At 52.8% G+C, this 22,465-nt stretch carries 19 protein-coding genes; 14 read left to right on the top strand and 5 right to left on the bottom strand.

Annotation, left to right across the window (positions count from 1 at the left end; translation table 11 throughout):
• Window positions 1–10 precede the first annotated feature (10 nt).
• The 6 genes from IEY39_RS26920 (at window position 11) to IEY39_RS26895 (ending at window position 8,893) form a co-directional block, all read left to right on the top strand.
• Window positions 11–1,525, top strand: coding sequence for a SusD/RagB family nutrient-binding outer membrane lipoprotein (locus IEY39_RS26920; RefSeq protein ID WP_188937476.1), 1,515 nt, complete (start codon window positions 11–13; stop codon window positions 1,523–1,525).
• A gap of 20 nt (window positions 1,526–1,545) precedes the next feature.
• Window positions 1,546–2,460, top strand: a complete 915-nt coding sequence (locus IEY39_RS26915) for a DUF1735 domain-containing protein (protein ID WP_188937474.1) — start codon at window positions 1,546–1,548, stop codon at window positions 2,458–2,460.
• 82 nt (window positions 2,461–2,542) lie between these two features.
• Complete coding sequence (locus IEY39_RS26910) at window positions 2,543–3,292, top strand: hypothetical protein (RefSeq protein ID WP_188937473.1); 750 nt, start codon at window positions 2,543–2,545, stop codon at window positions 3,290–3,292.
• A gap of 509 nt (window positions 3,293–3,801) precedes the next feature.
• Window positions 3,802–7,050: a SusC/RagA family TonB-linked outer membrane protein gene (locus IEY39_RS26905; RefSeq protein ID WP_188937471.1), complete on the top strand. Its 3,249-nt coding sequence runs from the start codon at window positions 3,802–3,804 to the stop codon at window positions 7,048–7,050.
• Between the two features lie 11 nt (window positions 7,051–7,061).
• Window positions 7,062–8,501 carry a SusD/RagB family nutrient-binding outer membrane lipoprotein gene (locus IEY39_RS26900; protein WP_188937468.1) on the top strand — a complete coding sequence of 480 codons (1,440 nt, stop codon included), beginning with the start codon at window positions 7,062–7,064 and terminating at the stop codon, window positions 8,499–8,501.
• Window positions 8,502–8,578: 77 nt separating this feature from the next.
• Complete coding sequence (locus IEY39_RS26895; protein WP_188937466.1) at window positions 8,579–8,893, top strand: DUF3467 domain-containing protein; 315 nt, start codon at window positions 8,579–8,581, stop codon at window positions 8,891–8,893.
• Between the two features lie 84 nt (window positions 8,894–8,977).
• Here the strand turns inward: IEY39_RS26895 and radC are convergent, their stop codons facing one another.
• Window positions 8,978–9,676 carry a RadC family protein gene (gene radC / locus IEY39_RS26890; RefSeq protein ID WP_188937464.1) on the bottom strand — a complete coding sequence of 233 codons (699 nt, stop codon included), beginning with the start codon at window positions 9,674–9,676 and terminating at the stop codon, window positions 8,978–8,980.
• A gap of 137 nt (window positions 9,677–9,813) precedes the next feature.
• Complete coding sequence (locus IEY39_RS26885) at window positions 9,814–10,167, bottom strand: hypothetical protein (protein ID WP_188937461.1); 354 nt, start codon at window positions 10,165–10,167, stop codon at window positions 9,814–9,816.
• Between the two features lie 14 nt (window positions 10,168–10,181).
• Here IEY39_RS26885 and IEY39_RS26880 point away from each other — a divergent pair, with 14 nt between their 5' ends.
• From IEY39_RS26880 to IEY39_RS26860, 5 genes are all read left to right on the top strand, one after another.
• Window positions 10,182–11,135, top strand: coding sequence for a ribose-phosphate pyrophosphokinase (locus tag IEY39_RS26880; RefSeq protein WP_188937459.1), 954 nt, complete (start codon window positions 10,182–10,184; stop codon window positions 11,133–11,135).
• 19 nt (window positions 11,136–11,154) lie between these two features.
• Complete coding sequence (locus IEY39_RS26875) at window positions 11,155–11,811, top strand: 50S ribosomal protein L25 (RefSeq protein WP_188937458.1); 657 nt, start codon at window positions 11,155–11,157, stop codon at window positions 11,809–11,811.
• Window positions 11,812–11,899: 88 nt separating this feature from the next.
• A complete protein-coding gene (pth, locus tag IEY39_RS26870; protein ID WP_188937456.1) occupies window positions 11,900–12,478 on the top strand; it encodes an aminoacyl-tRNA hydrolase in 579 nt (192 codons plus the stop codon).
• A gap of 156 nt (window positions 12,479–12,634) precedes the next feature.
• On the top strand, window positions 12,635–13,246 hold the full coding sequence (locus IEY39_RS26865; protein ID WP_188937454.1) for a fumarylacetoacetate hydrolase family protein: 612 nt from the start codon (window positions 12,635–12,637) through the stop codon (window positions 13,244–13,246).
• Between the two features lie 6 nt (window positions 13,247–13,252).
• On the top strand, window positions 13,253–15,319 hold the full coding sequence (locus IEY39_RS26860) for an alpha-ketoacid dehydrogenase subunit alpha/beta (protein ID WP_229689109.1): 2,067 nt from the start codon (window positions 13,253–13,255) through the stop codon (window positions 15,317–15,319).
• On the opposite strand, the gene moeB is transcribed toward IEY39_RS26860, so the two are convergent.
• The 3 genes from moeB to IEY39_RS26845 are packed head-to-tail and all read right to left on the bottom strand — an operon-like array spanning window position 15,316 to window position 18,178.
• On the bottom strand, window positions 15,316–16,797 hold the full coding sequence (moeB, locus tag IEY39_RS26855; RefSeq protein ID WP_188937453.1) for a molybdopterin-synthase adenylyltransferase MoeB: 1,482 nt from the start codon (window positions 16,795–16,797) through the stop codon (window positions 15,316–15,318). The two genes, IEY39_RS26860 and moeB, sit on opposite strands and share 4 nt — an antisense overlap.
• 14 nt (window positions 16,798–16,811) lie before the next feature.
• Complete coding sequence (locus tag IEY39_RS26850) at window positions 16,812–17,240, bottom strand: M67 family metallopeptidase (protein WP_188937452.1); 429 nt, start codon at window positions 17,238–17,240, stop codon at window positions 16,812–16,814.
• The gene (locus tag IEY39_RS26845) at window positions 17,237–18,178 is read right to left on the bottom strand and encodes a PLP-dependent cysteine synthase family protein (RefSeq protein WP_188937451.1); all 942 of its coding nucleotides are present in this window, start codon (window positions 18,176–18,178) and stop codon (window positions 17,237–17,239) included. Before IEY39_RS26845 ends, IEY39_RS26850 begins: the two co-directional genes overlap by 4 nt.
• Before the next feature lie 297 nt (window positions 18,179–18,475).
• Here IEY39_RS26845 and rpiA point away from each other — a divergent pair, with 297 nt between their 5' ends.
• From rpiA to IEY39_RS26830, 3 genes are read left to right on the top strand one after another with little or no spacing between them, the layout of a single operon-like run.
• Entirely contained in the window at window positions 18,476–19,165 is a 690-nt protein-coding gene (gene rpiA, locus IEY39_RS26840) for a ribose-5-phosphate isomerase RpiA (protein WP_188937450.1), read from the top strand.
• A gap of 2 nt (window positions 19,166–19,167) precedes the next feature.
• Window positions 19,168–20,616 carry an alpha-L-fucosidase gene (locus IEY39_RS26835; protein ID WP_188937448.1) on the top strand — a complete coding sequence of 483 codons (1,449 nt, stop codon included), beginning with the start codon at window positions 19,168–19,170 and terminating at the stop codon, window positions 20,614–20,616.
• Window positions 20,613–22,457: a glycoside hydrolase family 35 protein gene (locus IEY39_RS26830; protein ID WP_188937447.1), complete on the top strand. Its 1,845-nt coding sequence runs from the start codon at window positions 20,613–20,615 to the stop codon at window positions 22,455–22,457. Before IEY39_RS26835 ends, IEY39_RS26830 begins: the two co-directional genes overlap by 4 nt.
• Window positions 22,458–22,465: the final 8 nt, after the last annotated feature.

Here is a 22,465-nt window from a genome sequence, read left to right as displayed (position 1 = left end):
ACGAATTACCATGCTTCAACGAATAAAAACATATATAACGGTCTCGACATCCGTTCTGCTGTTGATGACGGCGGGATGTAAAAAGGGGACATTCGATATCAACAGCCCCAACCCGAATACACCATCAAGTGTCACGCCGCAGTTCCAGCTTTCTTCAGCGCTGGTTGGGAGTGCGACCTCCATGTATTCCGGCGGCTTCTCCGAATTCGCCAACCTCTTCATGGGCTACTGGGCCTTCAGCGGTGACTACGGGGGCTATGGGACGACAGCCACCTATAATCTTACCAACAATCAGTACACCTCCAATTGGGATTTTGTTTATTCCAACTGCCTGGTCAACTACCAGTCTATCATCAACAATTCCCGGACGGCCAATGAAGCCAACTATTTCGGCATCGCACAGATTATGGAAGCCTTCCATTATCAACGTCTGGTGGACATGTACAACAATGTTCCCTTTACAGACGCGCTGAAAGGCGGGACACTCAATTACCCGAAATACGATAATGGCAGCGCCATCTATCCCGCCCTCCTCAAAAAGATCGACTCCGGCATCGCCGCCATCAACGGCGCGAGCTCCGCTGCCGACAACCCGGGCAAATACGATGTGATGTTCGGCGGAACTATGTCCAATTGGGTCCTGTTCGCTAATACGCTGAAATTGAAGATACTGCTCAACCTTACCCAGTACAGCGGCGGAGCTTCCCTCATCCAGAGCGAACTCAACGGGCTCACCGTCAGCAGCTTCCTCGGCGCCGGCCAGGACGCTGCCGTCAACCCGGGCTATGCGAACACTACCCAGTCCCAGCAGAACCCCTTCTATGGATTTGTCGGCTTCACAACCAACGGTTCCAACTACGGCAATCACGACTTCTATCGCGCCAATGCTTATGCGGTGAACTTCTATAACAATCACAATGACCCGAGGGCCGGCCGGTTCTATGCACCCAACGCTTCCGGTGTCATCCACGGCCGCGTTTTCGGCAGCCAGGACGGTAGTGAGCACAACACAGTGATCTCCTCCATCGGCCCCGGCGTACTGGCGTCCGCCAGTGAGAATGCCTACCTCATTCCGGCCTTCGAAAGCCTTTTCCTCCAGGCGGAGGCCATCCAAAGAGGATATCTCAGCATCGGAAGTTATGGCACTATGGATGCTCTCTATCAGAAAGCAGTAAGCGAATCCTTCCGGGTGTTGGGTATCGCATCTCCTGCTGCCGCGGCAGCCACCTACGATCAACAGTCAGATCCTAAGACCAATCTCTCCCTGGCTTCCGATCCGCTCACTTTCCTGATCACCCAGGAATGGGCCGCGCTGAATATGTACGATGCCGTCACCGCCTGGAACAACTGGAAAAGACTGAGGATCCCGGCCGATCTGCCCGTCTCCATCTATCCGGGGACAACAGCTGCCCATATCCCGGTTCGCCTGCTCTATCCGTCGAGCGAGTCTACCACCAACTCCGCCAACGTCACTGCCCAGGGAACCGTCGATATCATCAATGGAAAGATCTTCTGGATGCCTTAATCACTTTAATCTTACAAATCATGAAACGAATCTCAATAGTTCTTCCTCTTTTCACCGCAGTCCTTTTCTCGGCCTGTCTCAAGGATAAGCCGAATGTGGACCTCGCCAGTACCCAGGGAACTTACATCGCGGAGATCTCCACGGCAAGCACCAGCGGTACGACGGACGCTCCTGCCAGTGGCCTTGCTTACTTCAGCGCAGCAACCCTGTCCTTCAACGGGGCTAACGACCCGGATTCCGTATTCTTTACGGTCAACATCGCCTCGGATTACGCCCCGACCAAGAATATGTCTGTTACTCTCGGTGTCGATCAGACCGCGCTGACCAATTACAACGCTTCCGGTCCCCCCACTGTGTTCGAAATGTTCCCCGATTCCACCTTTAGCTTTCCCACAAAAACCGGTACGATAAAAGCGGGAAGCCGGCTTGACACCTTCTGGGTCGTCTTCCATCCCAACAAGATCGATCCGACCCACAGCTATATGCTGCCTATCTCGATCACTTCCGCTCCCGGCACGACCATCAGCGGCAACATGGGAACGATTTATTTCCATGCCATAGGTAACCCCCTGGCCGGCAACTACAACCAGGAATGGATCCGGTACAATAACACTGCCGGAACCGGGACCCCGGCATTTGATCAACAGATCGGGCCAACCCCCTTCATTCCGAACACACCAACAGAGATCTCGGTGACAAGCGGTTCCGCAGGCATGACCTATATTGTCGACTTTACCAACAACAACGGTGTGCTTAGCAACTTCAGCGTGTCCTTCCCGAGTTCGGGCACAGGGTCCGCTTCGGCCGGTGGTATTACGATCACCGGTGGGCCGACCATCATCCTGGCCGACCCAGTGAATAAGAAGTTTACGTTCAATTTCACTTACAATAATTCTGCAGGTGCAGGCAGGAATATTACGGATAAGTTCTATTGACAAAACAATATGTAAAGTGAGGCCGGCTCCGTTAGGAGCCGGCCTCTTTTTTTGAGAAAATTTGTATCTTCAAAAGAAAATCATGAGAAAACCTATCCCCCTCCTACTACTGTCAACGGCCTTATCCTGCGCAGCCGCCGCCCAATCTTCCTCCAATGCCGTTACTATCGACAACGCCATCTCCGACCTGTCCGCTCAACAGATTGGCAACGGCAATGCCAGAGCGGTGGGTAGTTTTGTCAACTTCCACGCGCCCAAGGAAAATACAAAAGGCCGCCGCATGCTCCTGACAGACTGGGCCAAAGGCTATGTTGTCACCAGCCAGGACTCGGTACTGCAAAACGACAGGCTGGTCTTCAACTATGACAAGATGAGCCACGATCTTTACTATTCCTTCGACCGGCAGACCGTTATCGAAGCGGAGAGATCACACGTCAAAGGCTTTCATCTCGTCACTCCGATGGAAGAGATGGACTATGGCAGGTTCGACCTCATCAAGCCGGAAGTTTTTTTCCGCATACTCACTCACTTTGACGCTGCCCACTACGGGTTGTACTCCCTCACCACCACCGAGTTCAAAAAAAGCGACTATCACACCGATGGCCTGGTCGAATCCGGCAACAACTATGATGAATATGTCGATAAAATACAATATTACATCGTGTCACCCGGCGGAAAGGCCTACCAGCCTGTCGAATTAAAGAAAAAGAACATCCGGTCCGCGCTCCCCTCAGCGAAAACAAAAGTGGAAGAATATCTTTCGCAACACAAGGATGACGATGTTAATGAGATATTCTTAAAAAATTTAATAGACTATATAAATAAGGGGTAACAATTAGGGTTAACCTCACGTGCCGGGAATGCGCTAGTTTCGTCGTGCGCGCATTCCCGGCAGTTTTTTTATGACTCTAGAAGTTTTTTTTCTGTCTTGCAGCATTCAATATTATTTTTTTGTCAAACTATTTGCCTAATATTGGCAAAATTTAACTTTTAGATAAGTTAAGTTTTTCACGAGTCAATAGTAAGTCACACACGAAAGCTGTTAACATGAGGAAACTTTCTGCACACAATGCAGTAGAGGGGTCACACGCTGTATCCACTCCTGCAAATCCCGGGGCCTTATTCGACATCTTTACTCCCCACCTGGTCACTTTTCATCAGCCGATCGGTCGCCATTCGCGCTTTTCCCTGGCCCGTGGCATTTCTCCCGGTTCCCATTCTTCATTACCAACTCTTGTTTGATCGACTATCTGACGCATTCATTCACCGATATGCGCTCATGCTTTCATTCATTTATTCGGACAAACCGGCTGTGAAGCCGACCAAACAAAAAAACAGAATATGAGAAAATTTTGTTCACTGCTGTCAATGCTGGCACTCTGTTCCACGCTGACCTATGCTCAACAAAGGACTGTTACCGGGAGGATAACAGACCCCCAAGGCCAACCAATCCCATTTGCAACCGTGCGCATAGAGAACGCCAAAGGCGGCGTAAGCGCCGATGCGGATGGTAATTTCCAGATCAAGGCTGGCCAAAACGCAACCCTCGTCATTACAGGCACGGGTATCGAATTGAAGAAGGTTCCCATCGGCGATCAATCCACGCTGGTTATCCAGGTTGACCGCGCCAAAACCAACCTCGATGAGGTGGTCGTCACCGCACTAGGCATCCGCAGAAGCAGGAACTCCCTGCCCTATGCGACCCAGCAGGTGACTGCCGAAGAACTCAACCGGGTTCCTTCGACGAATTTTACAAATAACCTTTCGGGCAAGGTGGCGGGCTTGACCGTCACCTCGGAAAGCGCGCTCGGCGGTTCTACCAACGTGATATTGCGTGGTTTGAAATCGCTGACCCAGACCAACCAGGCCCTCTTCGTGGTGGACGGTGTTCCCTTCGACAACACGAACCAGAGCCGCAACGGCTACGACCTGGGCAACGTCATCTCCGATGTCAATCCCGACAATATCGAGTCGGTGAGCGTGTTGAAAGGCCCCGCCGCAGCCGCCCTTTATGGTAACCGCGGCTCCAACGGCGTCATCCTCATCACGACAAAGAAAGGCCGCAGGAACCGGGGTCTTGGCATCACCGTCAATGGAGGTGTTCAAGTGGCTTCTCCCGATAAGAGCACCCTTCCCACCTATCAGACTACTTACGGCGAAGGCTATGGCAGCGCGGGTAACGACCCGGGCAATCCCAACCTGCCCGGCTTCTTCTATTATCAACCCACCTTCAACAGCAACGGACAAAACGTAAAGATCGTCCAGACCGACGTCGACGCCGGTACGGGCCCTGCGTATGATCCCTCGCTGATGGTCTATCAGTGGGATGCTTTTTCGCCCGGTAACGCTAATTACGGCAAAGCAACCCCGTGGAAACCCGCTGCTCATCACAACGCGACCGATTTCTTCGCGACGCCCGTGACGACCAACGCGAGCGTTTATGTAGACGGGGGAAGCGATAAGGGCACCTTCAAGATCGGGTATACCAATACGACGGACAAAGGCCTCTTCCCCAATAGCAACCTGCTGCGGAACAACCTGGACTTCAGCGCTACGCACAATGTGACGGACGACCTCACCGTGGGCGGCGCCATCAATTACAGCGCCGAGAACGCCGTGAACCGCAACCTCTACCAGTATACCGGCACCACCAATATCATGACGGACTTCCGTCAATGGTTTCCCACCAACGTCGATATCAATGATTTGAAATCGGATTTCTTCCGGACGAACAGCAATGCGACATGGAACTGGCTGGGCGGCTATTCCAGCAATACGTTGGGGCATATCGCAAAACCTGCCTATCACAACAACCCCTATTGGCAGCTCTATCGCAACTACGAAAGCGATAACCGCAACCGTTATTTCGGCTATGCGTATGCCAACTATAAGTTCCTCGGTCACTTCAATTTGCTGGGTAGGGTCGCCACGGATAACTACGACCAGCTGATCGAGTTGCGCACGGATGTAGGCAGCGTGGAAACGCCAAGCTATGCCCGTACCAACGTACATTTCAACGAAACCAACTACGACCTCCTGCTGAATTATGACCAGACCTTCGGGGACTTCAATGTGAAAGGACTCCTTGGCGGCAACGTCCGGCAGACAGTGAACTCTTCGATACTCGCACAGACCAATGGCGGCCTGGTAGTTCCCAGCTTCTGGTCTGTTTCCAATTCGCTGAAGGCAATCTCTGCCCCCACCGAGAACTATTCCGAACTGGAAGTGGATGGCCTCTTTGCCGGCGCCACCCTCACGTATAAACAAATGCTGACCATCGATGGTACGTTGCGCAGGGACAAGGCTTCGACACTCCCCAGCGGCAACAACACCTATTACTATCCGTCGGTATCGGGCAACTTCGTTTTTTCCAAGCTGCTGCCAACTCTGAACTGGCTCTCCTATGGGAAATTGCGGGCCAACTACGCACAGGTGGGTGCTTCCGCTCCTGTCTACTATACGCAGAATAGCTATACCGCAGGAACGCCCTACAATGGCCGGACGGTCTTCTCGACTTCCCTCAACAACTTTAATATCAACCTTGTACCCGAATTGAACAAGAGCTATGAGTTCGGGGTGGAAGCGTCCTTCCTCAACAACCGGCTCGGCATGGACGTCACGTATTACCATTCCCAGCTCGTCAACCAGATCATGCCGGTGAACGTTTCCAGGTCCAGCGGCTTCCAGGTGTTCTACGAGAATGGCGGTATTGTCCAGAACAAAGGTGTCGAAGTGGTGCTCAACGCTACCCCGGTGCAGACCAGGAATTTTTCCTGGAACATCGCGGTCAACTGGGCTAAGAACAACAGCCTCGTCGTTTCGCTCTATGGCGGACAATATGCGTATACTGTGCAAAGTTATCAAAACGCCTTGCAGCTCGTGGCCGAGACGGGCAAGTCCTATGGCATCCTCCGCGGTACGGACTATGTGTATGTCAACGGTCAGCGGGAAGTGGATGCTACCGGGCATTACGTCATCGCTGCCAATCCGCATTCGGATATCGGCAACATCAACCCGGACTGGATAGGTGGTGTCACCAATACGGTGAAGTATAAGAACTTCGCGCTCAGCTTCCTCATCGATGTCCGCCAGGGCGGCCAGCTCTATTCCCTCGATATGGACTACGGTTCCAGCTCGGGTCTCTATCCCCAGAATGCCGGCGGCCTCAACGACCTGGGTCATCTTGCCAGGGCTCCCCTCAGTCAAGGTGGCGGCATTATCCTTCAGGGCGTGACGAAGGACGGCAAACCGAATACGGTGCGCATCGATGAATCCGACATCAATGCAGGGCTTTATTCTTTCAGCTCGTCCTACGGCGAAGCCGACAAATCATACGTCTATGACGCCAGCTACATCAAGCTCAGGGAAGTAGCGCTCACCTACTCCCTGCCCGCCAAGATATTCTCGAAGGCCGGTATCAAGGGCATCGATGTAGCATTGACCGGCCGCAACCTCTGGATCATCCATAAGAACGAGCCTTATGCCGACCCCGAACAGGGCCAGGCTGGTGGCAATGGCTCCATTGGATTCCAGAATGGTGCTTATCCTTCGCTTCGGACATTAGGCTGCAACCTCAAAGTGAAATTCTAAAAATGCGATCAATGAAAAAGTTTTTTTATATCCCTATAGCTATTTGCATTCTTGGTTCCGGGTGTACCAAGAACCTGACGGACTACAATACCAACCCGAAAGCGCCCGTCACTGCTCCTTCTGCCGCCGTCTTCCTTTCAGCAGAAAAGAGCCTGGTGGACGCGGTCACTTCTACGAGTGTTTCATCCGCGCCCTTCAGGATATTGGCCCAAAGCTGGACCGAGAACACCTATACTTATGAGGCGAGATACAATTTCTCTGCCTACCAGGCGCCGGATGGCTGGTGGAATGCCCTTTACGATAACGTGCTGGACAACCTGTATGCCGCCAAGAACCTTTATCCGACTGATGTCGCCGATCCCGTGGCCCTGAAAAACGATCGTATCATCACCGATCTGCTCGAGATCTACACCTACAACCTGCTGGTGAACACCTACGGTAACATCCCTTATTCGCAGGCAGAGAACCGGCTCATCCCCTTCCCGAAATACGATGACGCGAAGACGGTGTTCAACGATCTGCTCACCAGGGTCGATACCTGCATAGCCGGGTTGAACACCGGCGGCAGCGCGATGGGCGGTTCGGATCAGATCTACGGCGGGAATGTGGCGAAATGGCTGAAATTTGCAGCCTCGCTCAAATTGAAGCTGTCCATGTACCTTGCCGATGTCGACGCAGCTACCTTTAGCAAAAAAGTAGGCGAAGCGATACAGACGGGTCTGTTCGCCAGCAATTCCGACAATGCCGTGATGACCTATGACCCGAGCACTGTGGGTAATTCCAATCCCATCTGGCAGGCCATGGTCAACAGCGGAAGACATGATTTCTGTCCCGCTGCATACATGGTCAACACGCTGTCGGGTCTGAATGATCCCAGGCTTTCCTTGTACTACAACACGGACCCCAACGGCAAGTACACAGGCGGCATCGCGGGCAACGGTAATTCCTATTCCACCCTTTCCACCTTCTCAAACACCTGGCTCGCTGCCAACTATCCCGGCGATCTGCTTGACTATTCGGAAGTAGCTTTCGACCTGGCAGAGGCGGCCGCAAGAGGGGTTGCTGCTGCCGGCACCGCGGCCACCAACTACAACAATGCCATCACGGCGTCCGTTGTATTCTGGGGTGGCACGACCGCCAGTGCAACGACCTATCTTGCGCAGCCCACTGTGGCCTGGAGTGCATCGGCGAATTACAAACAGCAGATAGGGTACCAGGAATGGATCGCCTTCGCCAACCGCAACTGGGATTCCTGGACGCTGATCAGGAGGCTGAAATATCCCAACCTGGATGTAGTAAGCCCGCCCACCGGGGCCACGGGGAACCTGCCGCTGAGGTTTACCTATCCCAACCTGGAAGTAAGCTCCAACCCGACCAACTGGGCTGCGGCAGTAAAAGCCGTTACCGGCGGGTCTACCGATATTGTTTCTGCCAAGCTGTTCTGGGAATAGACCACAGGACAGGCAGTATTTTATACAAAAGGACGCTCATCGGGCGTCCTTTTGTATTTTTACCAAAATATACCGCAATGGCAGACCAGCAACCAGGAAATAACCAGCTCAATATAGAGATCAGTGAAGAAGTGGCCGAAGGCCAGTATGCCAACCTGGTGATCATTACCCATTCCCACGCCGAATTTGTGATCGACTTTGTCAACGTTATGCCGGGGACGCCCAAAAGCAAGGTTAAGTCCCGGCTTATTCTTACCCCGCAACATGCCAAACGCTTCATGAAAGCGCTGACAGAAAATATCGCCCGTTTCGAAGCCGGCAACGGAAAGATCCAGGACCTGGAAGATGTACCATTACCCATGAGTTTTGGCGGGCCTACTGCGCAGGCCTGATTCCACACGCGCCATCAGCATCGCCAGCCAAACTTGCTGCGGTGTCAGCCCCCTGCCATCTGCCTTGCCCGTCATGCCCGACCGCTAGGCCGCCAGCAATCCTTCATCGGCAAAGCTGAAATAGCCTTTGTTACCGATGATGATATGATCTAGTAGCTTGATGTCCAGGAATTTAGACCCATGGAGAAGCTTTTGGGTCAATGCCTCGTCCGTCTTGCTGGGCTGGACATTGCCGGAAGGATGGTTATGACAAACGATGATGCTTACTGCTCCTGTTTCGAGGGCCTTGCGAAAAATGGTCCTCGGGTCAACCGTAGTACTGGTGATGCCGCCATTGCTGACGATGGCAAACTCCTTGACCCTGCCGGATTGCGCCAGATAAAGGACCCCGAATACTTCGACCGTATAATTCTCCATCAAGGGTCGCAGGTATTCCTTCGCTTCTGCGCTGCCTTTTATTATGGGACAATGAATCGCTTTGCTGGCATGCCATCTTCGCCCCAGTTCTAATGCGGCTATAAGGGTAACAGCCTTTGCCTTGCCAATCCCTTTTATCTTCATCAGATCGTTGACGGAATATCTTCCCAATTCCAGTATGCTGTCCTGGCAGCTGTTTAATATTGATCTGGCTAATTCGATGGCGTTCTTGCTGGCATCGCCGGTTCGGATGAAAATAGCCAACAGCTCGGAATCACTCAGGGCGCCTGCTCCTTTGGCCATCAATTTTTCCCTCGGTCTGTCGTCTGGCGCCCAATTCTTTATCGCTCTTTTCTTCCCTTCCATAAATCCTCCTATTCTCTTGCAAATATCGAAATTTAAGATTATTTTGTGATTCTATCGACAGGAATGAAATAAGGATTTCATTCTGTCGTTTGTAATCCAGTACCAGACAGTTGACAGCAACTGTAACCTTTTGAAAACTAATCTAAAATCCAATGAATCGAACTACTTTTAACGCAATCGGCGGCTGGCAGCCCTTCTTTTTCTGTATAGGCATGTACGTTGTCGCCCTCTTCTTCTCCATTTTTGTTTGTTCTTCCATTTTCTACGCCTTTAATGCCAAGTCTCAGGCAAAAGCAGCCGAGAAGGTTGTGATAGCCACTTCTGCGAAGCATGAGTTGGCGTCGGTTAACCACTAACGAGGTTAAACAGCATACAACATATTGAGGCCGCTCCGGTAAATAACCGGAGAGGCCTTTTTTTGCTTTCTGCCATAAGAGGATGGCCTTATTTTTTGGTCTCCAGTATTGCTGGCTTACAGTATCTTCGCCCATATTTTACCACATCTATGCAGCATTTAGCGAAGATTTTTTCCGGCACGGGTTCCCAGTACCTGGCCGAGAAGATTGCCCAGCAATTCGGCCATCCAACGGGAAAGATCACTATTACGCGTTTCAGCGACGGCGAGATTCAGCCCATTTTCAATGAGAGCATCCGGGGCGATATGGTTTTCCTGGTGCAAAGCACCTGCGCCCCGGCGGAAAACCTGCTCGAACTGCTGTTGATGATCGACGCCGCCCGCCGGGCCTCCGCCTATAAAGTCGTTGCCGTCCTTCCCTATTATGGCTATGCTCGTCAGGACCGGAAGGACAAACCCCGCGTGGCCATTGGTAGCAAGCTGATTGCCAATATGTTAGTGTCGGCTGGCGCCGACCGGGTCATCACCATGGACCTCCATGCGCCCCAAATCCAGGGGTATTTTGATATCCCTGTCGACCACCTGGACAGCAGCGCTATTTTTATTCCCTATATTGAGGCACTTCCGATACAAAATCTTACCTTTGCGGCCCCTGACGTGGGTAGCGCCAATCGTATCCGGGAGATCGCCAGCTACTTCAACGCCGAGATGGTCATCTGCGACAAGCACCGGAAGCGGGCTAATGAGATAGCCAGCATGGTGGTCATCGGGGATGTAACGGACAAGGATATCGTTTTGATCGATGATATCTGTGATACGGGTGGCACGCTGGCAAAGGCCGCCGGGTTGTTGAAGGAAAAGGGAGCGCGTACGGTAAGGGCCTTATGTACGCACCCGGTGCTCAGCGGCAAGGCTTATGAGAACATCGAGAACAGTGTGCTGGAGGAATTGGTGGTTTGTGACACCATACCGTTGAAGCGACCCAGCCCGAAGATAAAGGTGCTCAGTGTAGCGGAGTTGTTTGCAGTAGCCATCCGCAATGCGCATGAGAACCGAAGCATAACGGGCTTGTTCATTCACTCGCAGCTGAAGGACAAAAGGTAATTAATAAATACACATAAAAATGAAGACAATTACAATCGAAGGACAACTCAGGACCGAAATTGGCAAACAAGCCACCCGCCAACTTCGCTCTGAGGAGAAAGTGCCCGGTGTAATTTACGGGGGTGCAAAAGAGGTGAATTTTTCAGCTCCTTTGACGTCGTTTAAAACACTGGTGTATACACCTGATTTCCAGTTAGCCGAGATCAAAGTGGATGGTAAATCCTATACCTGCATCCTGAAGGATCTGCAGTTTGACAAGGTGAGCGATGTGTTGATCCATGCCGACTTCCTCGAACTGGTAGAAGACAAGAAGGTCATTGCGACCATTCCCATCAAATTCACTGGTGCTGCGAAAGGGGTAAAGGACGGTGGTAAGCTCATCACCAAGATGAAGGCGCTGAAGATTAAAACCTTTCCGAAATACCTGAAGGAAAATATCGAAGTCGATCTTACCGAACTGGAATTGAATGGTAACGTACGTGTCGAAGATGTGAAGGCGGATAACTATGAGATACTCAACTCTCCCCGGATTCCCATCGCATCGATAGTACTGACCCGTCAGTTGAAGCAGGAAGAAGCCGCTACAGCAGCTCCTGCAGCTGGGGCTAAACCGGCAGCAGCACCGGCCGCCGCTGCTCCCGCAGCAGCAGCCAAACCCGCGGCAGCCAAAAAATAATTTATTTTATTAGTAGGAACCCGGTTAAACTTTAACCGGGTTTTTGTTATTTTTAATGCCCCTTCGGCCGTCCGAAGGGCCGAAAAGAATGGGAAAGTTCCTTATCGCCGGCCTTGGTAATATTGGATCCGATTATGCCGGCACCCGCCATAACATTGGATTCGACGTGGCGGACGCCCTGGCAGGCAGCCTCAACGGGCGCTTTAGCATAGAGCGCTTAGCCGAGAAAGTGGAATTGAAATGGCATGGGCATGTCCTGGTATGTATTAAGCCGACTACCTATATGAATGAAAGCGGCCGGGCCGTGAAATACTGGATGGACAGGGAGAAGATACCGCTTGCTCAAATCCTTGTCATCGTGGATGAACTGGCCCTTCCTCTAAGCAAAATGAGGCTAAGACCCGGTGGAAGCGATGCCGGACATAACGGCCTTCGAAGCATACAGGAGTCGCTCGGAACCGATGCTTATCCCAGGCTGAGATTTGGAATCGGGAATGATTTCCCGCGGGGCAGGCAGATCGATTTTGTACTTGGCAAATGGTCGGAAAGCGAATTAGCCGTCGTCAGGATGAAGGTGGAGAAATGTGTCGAAGTCGTTGAAAGCTTCGCTGCTATTGGGATTGAGCGTACCATGAACCAGTACAATAAAATGGAGTTTGAACTATGATTTGTAAAGGGGAATCTTTATTTTCGCATAAATATTGCATTCATCCTTAATAAGTAAGTATTTTGATATTCAATATACCTATGTAAGTACCCAGGGTCTCTTCAGGCCAAATGAAAACTGGATTAAGAATTTTCTATTTAAAAACCCTGATTGAATATGAAAATATTCTGTGTTGGCCGTAACTATGTGGCTCATGCCAAGGAATTGAATAATGAGATTCCGGAAGAGCCTATCATTTTTATGAAGCCTAAGAGTGCTTTACTACAAGCCCATACACCGTTTTATTATCCGGAATTCACGAACGAACTGCATTACGAGTGCGAACTCGTTCTTCGCATATCCAAGAACGGGAAATACATCCAGGAAAGATTTGCTTCCAAATATTACGATGCCGTCACGGTAGGCGTCGATTTCACTGCGCGCGATATTCAGACGGAATTGAAAGAAAAAGGTTTGCCCTGGGAAAAAGCCAAGGCCTGGGATAATTCTGCCGCCATCGGCAAATGGATACCGCTGCAAAATATCAAGAATAAGAAGGATATCAATTTTTGCATGTACAAGAACAAGGAATTGGTGCAGCAGGGCAATTCCAATTTGATGATCAACAGCTTTGACAAGATTGTTTCTTATATCTCCAATTACTTCTCCGTGAACATCGGCGACCTCGTTTTCACCGGCACTCCTGCGGGTGTGGGTGAATGTGTAGTAGGGGATGAGTTGGAAGGCTTTATCGAAGACGATAGCTTATTCACCGTTGAAATAAAATAGATTCGATTGATCACTATCGATATCTTGCTCAAAGCCTGGCGGTTGATGTGCACCGCCGCGGAAATGGCCACCACCTACGAGAACAACCGCCCACTCTGCAAATACGTCCACTCTACTTCCCGCGGTCATGAAGCCATCCAATTGGCTACCGCCTTCCACCTGCAACCCTGTGACTGGATAAGCCCTTACTACCGCGATGAAAGCATCCTGCTGGGACTTGGCTTCGAACCCTATCAATTGATGTTGCAGCTGCTTGCTAAAGGCGATGATCCTTTCACCGGTGGCCGGGAATACTATGCCCATCCTAATTATACCGGTGACGACCGTCCCCGGATGCTCCATCAGAGCAGCGCTACAGGAATGCAGGCGATACCCGCCACGGGGCTCGCACAGGGCCTTCGCTACCTGGAAACCATCCACTCCCCCCTTCTGCGGAAGGGCCCACGGGGAGAGTCTCCCATTGTCGTTTGCTCGCTCGGGGATGCCAGTGTCACCGAAGGAGAGGTGAGCGAAGCCTTTCAATTTGCCGTTCTTAAACAATTACCCATCCTCTATCTTGTCCAGGATAATGACTGGGGCATCAGTGTCCGTTCGAATGAATCGCGGGCGATGGATGCCTACGATTATGCCGCCGGCTTCACCGGCATGGAAAGGCTGCGCATCGACGGAAGTGACTTCCTCGGCGCGCATGAAGCCATCGGAGAAGTGATCCGCAGTCTGCGGGATGGCCATGGTCCGTGGCTGGTACAGGCAAAGGTTCCCTTGCTGGGACATCATACCAGCGGGGTCCGCAGAGAATTTTATCGCGATCAGGCTGACATGGCTGCCCATACTTCCCGCGACCCGCTGCCAAAATTGAGATCGCAGCTTCTGGCGCTGGGTGTGGAAGAAGCCTGTTTAAATGAGATCGAGCGGGAGGCCAGGGCATCGGTCGCCCGGCAATTCCAGCAAGCCGTGGGGGCGAAAGAGCCCGACCCGTCAACCGTCGCCGACCATGTATTTGCCCCGACACCCGTGACACAGGAGACAGGAGAGCGCACACCCGAAGATGGGGAAAAGGTGATCATGGTCGATGCGGCATTGTTTGCCATCCGGGAAATAATGGAAGCGCATCCGGAAGCCCTGCTTTATGGCCAGGACGTCGGCCGGCGGCTCGGTGGCGTGTTCAGGGAAGCTGCAACCCTGGCCGAACAGTTTGGCGACCACCGGGTATTCAATACGGCTATCCAGGAAGCATATATCATTGGTTCCACCGTGGGTATGAGCGCTGTCGGCGCCTTGCCCATCGTCGAAATACAATTCGCAGATTACATCTATCCGGGGTTTAACCAATTGGTGACCGAGATGGCCAAATCCTGTTATCTCAGCCAGGGTAAATTTCCCGTTCGGACATTAATTCGTATCCCTATCGGCGCATACGGCGGCGGCGGGCCCTATCACAGTGGCAGTATCGAAACCACCCTCCTTTCTATTAAAGGGATTAAAATAGCTTATCCATCCAACGCCGCAGACATGAAAGGGCTCATGAAGTCCGCTTTCCTCGACCCCAACCCCGTCGTGATGCTCGAACACAAAGGACTCTACTGGAGCAAGGTACCTGGGACAGAAGAAGCAAAGACGATAGAGCCCTCGGCAGATTATGTTCTGCCCTTTGGCAAGGGGCTTTGTATTCTGGCTGCCGATGCGCAGCATACCGCTGCCGGAGATACCTGCTGTATTATTACCTATGGCATGGGCGTATACTGGGCAAAAGCCGCCGCCGCCCGTTTCCCTGGGCAGGTGGAGATCGTCGATCTGCGCACCCTTTATCCGCTCGATGAAGAATTGGTTTTTGAGACGGTAGGCCGGCATGGGAAATGTCTTGTCCTGACGGAAGAGCAACAAAACAATTCTTTCGCCGAAGCGTTGGCCTGGCGCATCACCCGTAACTGTTTCACCCTGCTGGATGCACCGGTGGAAGTTGCCGGCGCCCTCGACCTGCCCGCCGTACCGATGAACACCGGACTGGAAAACGCCATGTTGCCCACTCCGGACAAAGTCGCCCGGCTTCTCGACCTGCTCTTACATTCCTAATATTTTGTCAGCTCTGGCTGAACCTCATCGATGTACGCAAGGATACCGCCCTTCAGGTTGTAGAGATTAGTGTAGCCGAATTTCTCCTCTAATTCCCGGATAGCCTTGGCACTTCTCCCGCCCATCTTACAGTGCACCACCACCTTCTCATCACGGCGAATGCGATCGCTGTTGGCAGCCACCGTCGCCAGGGGGATCAGCTCGGCGCCAATATTGACGATGTCATACTCATGGGGCTCGCGTACATCTATCAGTTGAAAAGGCTCACCCTTCACCTGCCAGTCGTAGAGTTCTTTTGCCGTGATCTCTTTCAACGGCTTTTCCTCGACTGCCCGCATTCCGCAGAATTGCTCGTAGTCGATCAGCGCGGTGATGGTCGGATTCTTGCCACTGATGGGATTGTCTTCGCGGGGTTTTATCCGGAAGGTTCTGCTCTCGAAATTCAGCGCATCGAAGATATAGAAGCGGCCGGACAGCGTTTCCCCGACACCGGTGATCACCTTGATCACTTCGAGGGCTTGCAGGCTGCCAATGATGCCCGGTAGTACGCCGAGGACGCCGCCTTCCGCGCAGCTGGGTACAAGACCCGGCGGGGGAGGGGAGGGGTAGAGGTCGCGATAATTCGGTCCTAATTGCCCCTGCTTGTCGCGGTAGTTGAACACCGAGACTTGTCCTTCGAACTGGAAGATGGAAGCATACACATTGGGCTTTCCCAACAGCACCGATGCGTCATTTACGAGGTAGCGGGTGGGGAAATTGTCCGTTCCATCCGCGATGACATCATAGTCCCGAAGGATATCCAGGGCATTCGATGAATTCAGGTGCGTGTTGTAAATGTTCAGCTTTATATAGGGGTTTAAGGCCTCGAGCCGGCGTTTGGCGGCTTCTACCTTTGGCTTGCCAATCTCATCGACGCCAAACAGCACCTGCCGCTGCAGGTTGCTGTCATCGACGACATCAAAATCGACGATGCCGATGGTGCCGACGCCTGCCGCAGCCAGGTAGAGCAGCCCGGGGCTCCCAAGGCCGCCCGAGCCGATGACGAGCACTTTTGCCGCCTTTAATTTCTGCTGCGCTTCGTAGCCGAATTCCGGAATGATGATATGCCGGTTATAACGGGCCAACTCCTCCCTGGAAAAGACCACGTCTTTTGCCGCGCCGCCTGCGCCGTTTGCCCCCGCGCCGCCAGTCGCCTTATCATCGGGACTGCCGCCCGCAATTGCCGGGACAATGCTCACCACGGCATCTTCTTTCACCGCCGTGTGTTCGTGTTGAAGATCGCGGATATCATCGTTGCCGATGAAGATATTGACGAAACTGCGGATCTTGCCCTGTTCGTCAAGCAGGTGTTTTTTCAGATCGGGAAAATTCCGGGTGAGCTCGTGGACAGTGTCCTGGATAGTACCGGCGCCCACCTGCAGCCGGGCCGTGTTGTTGGTGAACTTTCGTAAAGGCGTGGGAATAATGACCGTTGCCATGTTATTGCTTCTTTTTAAGTGAATATATAATCTATGATCTTTTCTTCTTCAAATTGTTGTTCTTCGTTGAGGAGCCAGCTCCGCAGGTTTATCGTATTCTCGTCCATTACGGAAATGATCACATACGAAAAATAAGGCTGTGCCGCTTTCCGGTCGTGCTCCGATGGAATAGCCGGATGTTTGGGATGGGAATGATAGATTCCTAACAGCGTCCAGTCATTAACGACCGCGTGGGTTTCGGCCGCCATGTAATCCTGCGGCGAGATCTCGAAGCGTCTTGTCTTGTCGCCCTCCTTCGAGTTGTCGACAACCAGGATGTCGACGACTATCCTGGTCCCGTCATGCTCCTCCCGGCCGAAAAGAAAGCCGCAGCACTCGTCCGGAAAGGTATTGAGCGCGTCTTCGATCAATAATTGCCTGACTCTGGGTTCGATAATGATCATACGAGTAGTTTTTTGGTGATATCACTATATTTATCGGCATTGTCGGGGAGCACTGTTACAACAATGCCCTCATCCAGTCGGTTCGCTACCCTGATCGCCCCGGCCAGATTGGCGGCTGACGAGGGGCTTAGTAACAACCCCTCCTTATGCCAGGCTTCGACGATGAGCCGGTGCGCTTCTTCTGTGCTCACTTCCTCATTCTCATCGGCCACCGATGGGTCATATATTTCGGGTACGATGGCTGTCTCCAGGTGCTTCCACCCTTCCAACCCATGCATGGGGAGGTCGGGCTGCAGCGAGATCAACCGGATGGAAGGCTGTAGTTCCCGCAACCGGCGGCCCGTGCCAACGAATGTTCCGGTTGTGCCCAGGCCCGCCACAAAATGAGTGACGTCGGGCAGGGCTTCGATGATCTCAGGGGCGGTGCCATAATAATGCGCTTTCCAATTGTTCTCGTTCTTGTATTGGTCGGCATAAAAATAAGCATCCGGGTCGGCTTCCGCCAGTGCCCGGGCTACCTGCTGGGCGCCATCCGTGCCCTCGAATCGGGAGGTCAGGATAAGTCTCACCCCAAGGGATTCCAATATCTCCTTCCGCTCGCGCGAGGCATTCTCCGGAAGACAGAGGGCGACAGGAATGTTTAGCCTTTTGGCGATGTGGGCATAAGCGATGCCGGTATTCCCACTCGTTGCATCCAACAAGGTCTTGCCAGGTGTAAGGGCCCCTTTTTCAATGGCCCTGCGGATGATAGCATAACCGGCCCGGGCTTTTACGCTGCCCGATAGTTGCATCCATTCTTTTTTGGCATAGATCTGCACCCTGGGATGCCTGAACAGACCGGTGATGTGATGCAGCGGCGTATGACCAATCTCTTTTTCCAGTGCCCAGACGGCGGAAAGGAGGGTGGCATCAGCCGGGAGTAAGGTCGTTGTACTCATAATATATAGAACATGGTTGATAAATAAAAAAGCCCCACTTTTGGTGGAGCTTTTAACTTATTGTTGTCGAATCAGTTTGATCAGCTTATAAGAGGTCATCCTCCACCCAAATAACCGTGGCTTGCCGACAACAGCAACAACAACAATTGGTATGTGCAAAAACCCTGGTCATGTGAATGGAACAATGGATGATGAAGCAAATGTAGGAAAATTTGCCGTATTTCCTACCGGTTCACTAGGGAATTTGCCAAAAAAGGGCCACCGCACTATATTTACATTCGTTTTAACACCCTTCGCATGGACAATCAAGCCGTTAATAGTAAAAAGATAGCCGCCGGAAAGGCCATAGAATATATTCGTAATGGTATGACCCTTGGCCTGGGGACAGGCTCAACGGCCTATTGGGCCATCCAGGGCATCGGCGAGATGGTGAAGCATGGGCTTTCGGTGAAGGCCGTCGCCACCTCCATCCAGTCGGAGAGCCTGGCCCGGGAATTGAACATCCCACTCATCCCTTTTTCGGAGGTCGACCGGCTCGACATCACCATCGATGGCGCGGACGAAGTGGATGAGAAGCTCAATCTTATCAAGGGAGGCGGCGGGGCCTTACTGCGCGAAAAGATAGTGGCTGCCGCCACCCGCTTCTACATTATTATTGTCGACGAATCCAAATTGGTCCGCCATCTCGGAAAATTCCCCCTGCCCGTCGAAGTGGCTCCCTTTGGGTGGGAGCTGACGATGCGGCGGCTCAGCGAATTGAATTGCACCCCGCGTATGCGCATGGCAGGCGACAAGCCTTTCCTCACCGACAACCAGCATTATATCCTGGATTGCGCGTTTGGCGAGATACTCGACCCGGCCGGGCTGCATAGAAAGGTGAGTGATATCACGGGTGTCATGGAAGATGGTTTCTTTATCAATATGGCCGACATCGTCGTTGCCGGCTCCCCGGGTGGCGAGACGCGAATCTTAAACAAGCCTGCTTGATCATGACTATTTCAAAAACAACTCTTGCCACAACAGTGGCCTGCCTTCTCTGTATCCGGCTTTTAGCCCAGCCGGCCGTTGCGATCCTGCCTACCGACCGTGAACCGGATATCATCCGCAAAGCGGCTAACGTCGTGCCCTCGCCCAGGCAATTGCGCTGGCAGGAACTCGAACTGACGGCCTTTTTTCATTTTGGCATCAACACGTTTACCAACCGCGAATGGGGCGACGGAAAGGAGGATCCTAGCCGCTTCAATCCAACCCGGTTGGATGCCCGCCAATGGGTGCGGACGGCAAAAGAAGCCGGTATCCGCCAGATCATCCTCACCGCAAAACATCATGACGGCTTTTGCCTCTGGCCAAGCAAGTATACCGAACATACGATCAGGAATACGCCTTACAAAGACGGTCATGGCGACATCGTAAAGGAAGTGGCCGATGCGTGCCGGGAATATAACATAGGTTTCGGTGTCTACCTCTCCCCCTGGGACCGGAACTCTCCCGTTTATGGGGATTCAGCAAAATACAACGACCTCTTTCTGCACTGGCTCACTGAATTGCTGACCCAATACGGCAAAGTGGACGAGGTGTGGTTCGACGGCGCCAATGGGGAAGGGCCCAACGGAAAGAAACAGGTCTATGCCTTCGAAGCCTGGTACCACCTCATCCGGAAACTACAGCCACAGGCGGCGATCGCCATTATGGGGCCGGATGTCCGTTGGGTCGGCACGGAGAGCGGCGAAGGACGCCTTACGGAATGGAGCGTGTTGCCTGTCAATGCCAAACAGCAGGAAAGCATAGCGGCCAACTCGCAGAAAGATATGACGTTTGCACCCTTGGGCGACATCATGGACCAGGATATCGGCAGCCGGCAAAAGCTCCTCACCGCAAAAGGCCTCATCTGGTATCCAGCCGAAACCGACGTCTCCATCCGCCCGGGTTGGTTCTATCATCCTGCGGAAGATGATAAGGTAAAGTCGCCGGCTCAACTAATGGACATCTATTTTAGTTCTGTCGGCCGGAATAGTGTTTTATTGCTGAATATTCCGCCCGACACCAGTGGGCTGATCAACGAGGCGGATGTACGTAGCCTCCGGAAATGGAAGCAGATGAGGGATGCCACGTTTAAAACAAATCTGGCGGCAGGCGCAGTCGTTAAACAAACACTCAAGGACACGACGGCCACGATCGTCTATAGCCTGGCTGGTAGTAAGACATTCGATATCCTCCTGCTGCAGGAGAATATCCGCATCGGCCAGCGCGTGGAGAAATGGGTGCTCGAATCCCTCGACAAAGAAGGGTGGAAGACCGTCACCGAAGGCACCACCATCGGGTATAAGCGACTGCTTCGCTTTCCCCCGGTGACGACGAACAAGGTGCGCCTGCGGATCCTGAGCTCGAGAGGCAATCCCATCCTGGCGAAATTCGGATTATACAAAATGGCAGAATGATAACAACAAAAATAAAAAGCGCGCTCTTCTTTTTCCTCCTTTTCACCGGCTCGCTGTCCGCACAAGGCCTCCACCATTTCTCGCTGGGCAAGACCGATTTTCTGCTGGATGGGAAACCCTTCCAGATCATCAGCGGTGAAATGCATCCCGCCAGGATACCGAGAGAATACTGGCGCCACCGCATCAGGATGGCAAAAGCCATGGGCTGTAATACCATCGCTGTATATATCTTCTGGAACTATCATGAATCTTCCCCCGGGGTGTTTGACTTTTCCACCGGTAACAAGGATATTGCCACCTTCATCCGTTTGTGCAAGGAAGAGGGCCTTTGGGTGCTGCTTCGTCCGGGTCCCTATGTCTGCGCCGAATGGGATTGGGGCGGCCTGCCTTCCTACCTCCTGAAAATCCCCGATATCAAGGTTCGTTGTCGCGACCCCCGATATATCAGCGCCGTGACGAGATATGTCACGCGGCTGTCCAGGGAGATCGTCCCGCTGCAGTGTGACCATGGCGGACCGATATTGATGGTCCAGGTGGAGAATGAATATGGCAGCTATGCCAACGACAAGGGATACCTTTCCGAACTGCGCAGCCTGTGGCGGCGTATGGGTATCACCGTACCCTTTTATACGGCGGACGGACCAACGGATTTTATGCTCGAGGCAGGTAATCTTGACGGTTGCGCCATCGGGTTGGATAGCGGCGGCAGCGACGCCGATTTTGCCACGGCCGATCGTCACAATCCCAATGTCCCGGCGTTTAGCAGCGAGACCTATCCGGGATGGCTCACCCATTGGAAGGAGCAATGGCAACACCCTGACACGGCCGGCATTATGAAAGATGTGCGCTACCTGCTGGCTCATCACCGCAGCTTCAACCTGTATGTGGTGCATGGCGGCACCAACTTCGGGTATACGGCCGGCGCCAATGCTTTTACCCCTGTTCAATTCCAACCCGACGTGACTAGCTATGACTATGATGCGCCCATCAACGAACAGGGGCGCGCCACCCCAAAATATGAGTTGCTGCGTCAGCTGATCGCTTCCTATACCGACCACGCACTACCCGAACCACCCGCCCCCATACCCGTGATGGAGATACCGGCCTTCCCGCTTGAACCGGTGTCCACAATCTGGGACCATCTGCCGGCACCGAAGTTCTCGCCCCAGCCCCTGCCGATGGAAGATTTTGATCAGCGCAATGGGATGATCCTCTACCGGACGAAGCTCATCGGGCACAAAAGCGGCAATCTTACCATCACCGAACCACACGACTATGCCCTGGTGTTCCTCAACGGGAAATTTATCGACACTGTCTTCCGGGATGGCGGCAACTGGACAGTGAAACTGCCAAAGACGGAGGTGAAAGACCCTGTTCTGGAGATTCTCGTCGAAAGTATGGGCCATATCAATTTTGCTCAATATCTCATCGACCGGAAAGGGATAACCGATCGTGTCACCCTCAACGGGATGACCCTGATCAACTGGGAGACCTTTAACCTGCCGCTGGCTGCGCCGCCTGCGACCCCTGGGCACGCCGCGCCAGCCACAACGCCCGCCTCCACCACCGCGCGGACCGCAACGCATCGTGACAAGGGCGTCTTCTTCAAGGGGAAGTTCGATCTGACGACGACTGCCGATACTTATTTCGACCTCAGCGGGTATAAAAAGGGCGTCATCTGGGTCAACGGCCACAACCTGGGCCGATTCTGGTATGTCGGTCCGCAACAGCACCTGTATTGCCCCGCTTCCTGGTTGAAAAAAGGGACCAACGAAGTCATCGTGCTCGATCTGTTGCAGGACCAGCCCGCCTCCATCAAAGGGGTAACGACGTTGGAATAAGCATGCCC

Source organism: Puia dinghuensis (genome assembly GCF_014642875.1).
In the GTDB taxonomy this organism is placed as follows: domain Bacteria; phylum Bacteroidota; class Bacteroidia; order Chitinophagales; family Chitinophagaceae; genus Puia; species Puia dinghuensis.
The sequence above is the reverse complement of the archived record's forward strand: the minus strand, read 5'-3'. Positions and strand labels throughout refer to the sequence as shown.

Excerpts from the sequence above, each read along its gene's own strand:
- IEY39_RS26920 (WP_188937476.1), top strand. The coding sequence starts at position 11 with ATGCTTCAACGAATAAAAACATATATAACGGTCTCGACATCCGTTCTG.
- IEY39_RS26915 (WP_188937474.1), top strand. The coding sequence starts at position 1,546 with ATGAAACGAATCTCAATAGTTCTTCCTCTTTTCACCGCAGTCCTTTTC.
- IEY39_RS26910 (WP_188937473.1), top strand. The coding sequence starts at position 2,543 with ATGAGAAAACCTATCCCCCTCCTACTACTGTCAACGGCCTTATCCTGC.
- IEY39_RS26905 (WP_188937471.1), top strand. The coding sequence starts at position 3,802 with ATGAGAAAATTTTGTTCACTGCTGTCAATGCTGGCACTCTGTTCCACG.
- IEY39_RS26900 (WP_188937468.1), top strand. The coding sequence starts at position 7,062 with ATGAAAAAGTTTTTTTATATCCCTATAGCTATTTGCATTCTTGGTTCC.
- IEY39_RS26895 (WP_188937466.1), top strand. The coding sequence starts at position 8,579 with ATGGCAGACCAGCAACCAGGAAATAACCAGCTCAATATAGAGATCAGT.
- radC (WP_188937464.1), bottom strand. The coding sequence starts at position 9,676 with ATGGAAGGGAAGAAAAGAGCGATAAAGAATTGGGCGCCAGACGACAGA.
- IEY39_RS26885 (WP_188937461.1), bottom strand. The coding sequence starts at position 10,167 with ATGGGCGAAGATACTGTAAGCCAGCAATACTGGAGACCAAAAAATAAG.
- IEY39_RS26880 (WP_188937459.1), top strand. The coding sequence starts at position 10,182 with ATGCAGCATTTAGCGAAGATTTTTTCCGGCACGGGTTCCCAGTACCTG.
- IEY39_RS26875 (WP_188937458.1), top strand. The coding sequence starts at position 11,155 with ATGAAGACAATTACAATCGAAGGACAACTCAGGACCGAAATTGGCAAA.
- pth (WP_188937456.1), top strand. The coding sequence starts at position 11,900 with ATGGGAAAGTTCCTTATCGCCGGCCTTGGTAATATTGGATCCGATTAT.
- IEY39_RS26865 (WP_188937454.1), top strand. The coding sequence starts at position 12,635 with ATGAAAATATTCTGTGTTGGCCGTAACTATGTGGCTCATGCCAAGGAA.
- moeB (WP_188937453.1), bottom strand. The coding sequence starts at position 16,797 with ATGGCAACGGTCATTATTCCCACGCCTTTACGAAAGTTCACCAACAAC.
- IEY39_RS26850 (WP_188937452.1), bottom strand. The coding sequence starts at position 17,240 with ATGATCATTATCGAACCCAGAGTCAGGCAATTATTGATCGAAGACGCG.
- IEY39_RS26845 (WP_188937451.1), bottom strand. The coding sequence starts at position 18,178 with ATGAGTACAACGACCTTACTCCCGGCTGATGCCACCCTCCTTTCCGCC.
- rpiA (WP_188937450.1), top strand. The coding sequence starts at position 18,476 with ATGGACAATCAAGCCGTTAATAGTAAAAAGATAGCCGCCGGAAAGGCC.
- IEY39_RS26835 (WP_188937448.1), top strand. The coding sequence starts at position 19,168 with ATGACTATTTCAAAAACAACTCTTGCCACAACAGTGGCCTGCCTTCTC.
- IEY39_RS26830 (WP_188937447.1), top strand. The coding sequence starts at position 20,613 with ATGATAACAACAAAAATAAAAAGCGCGCTCTTCTTTTTCCTCCTTTTC.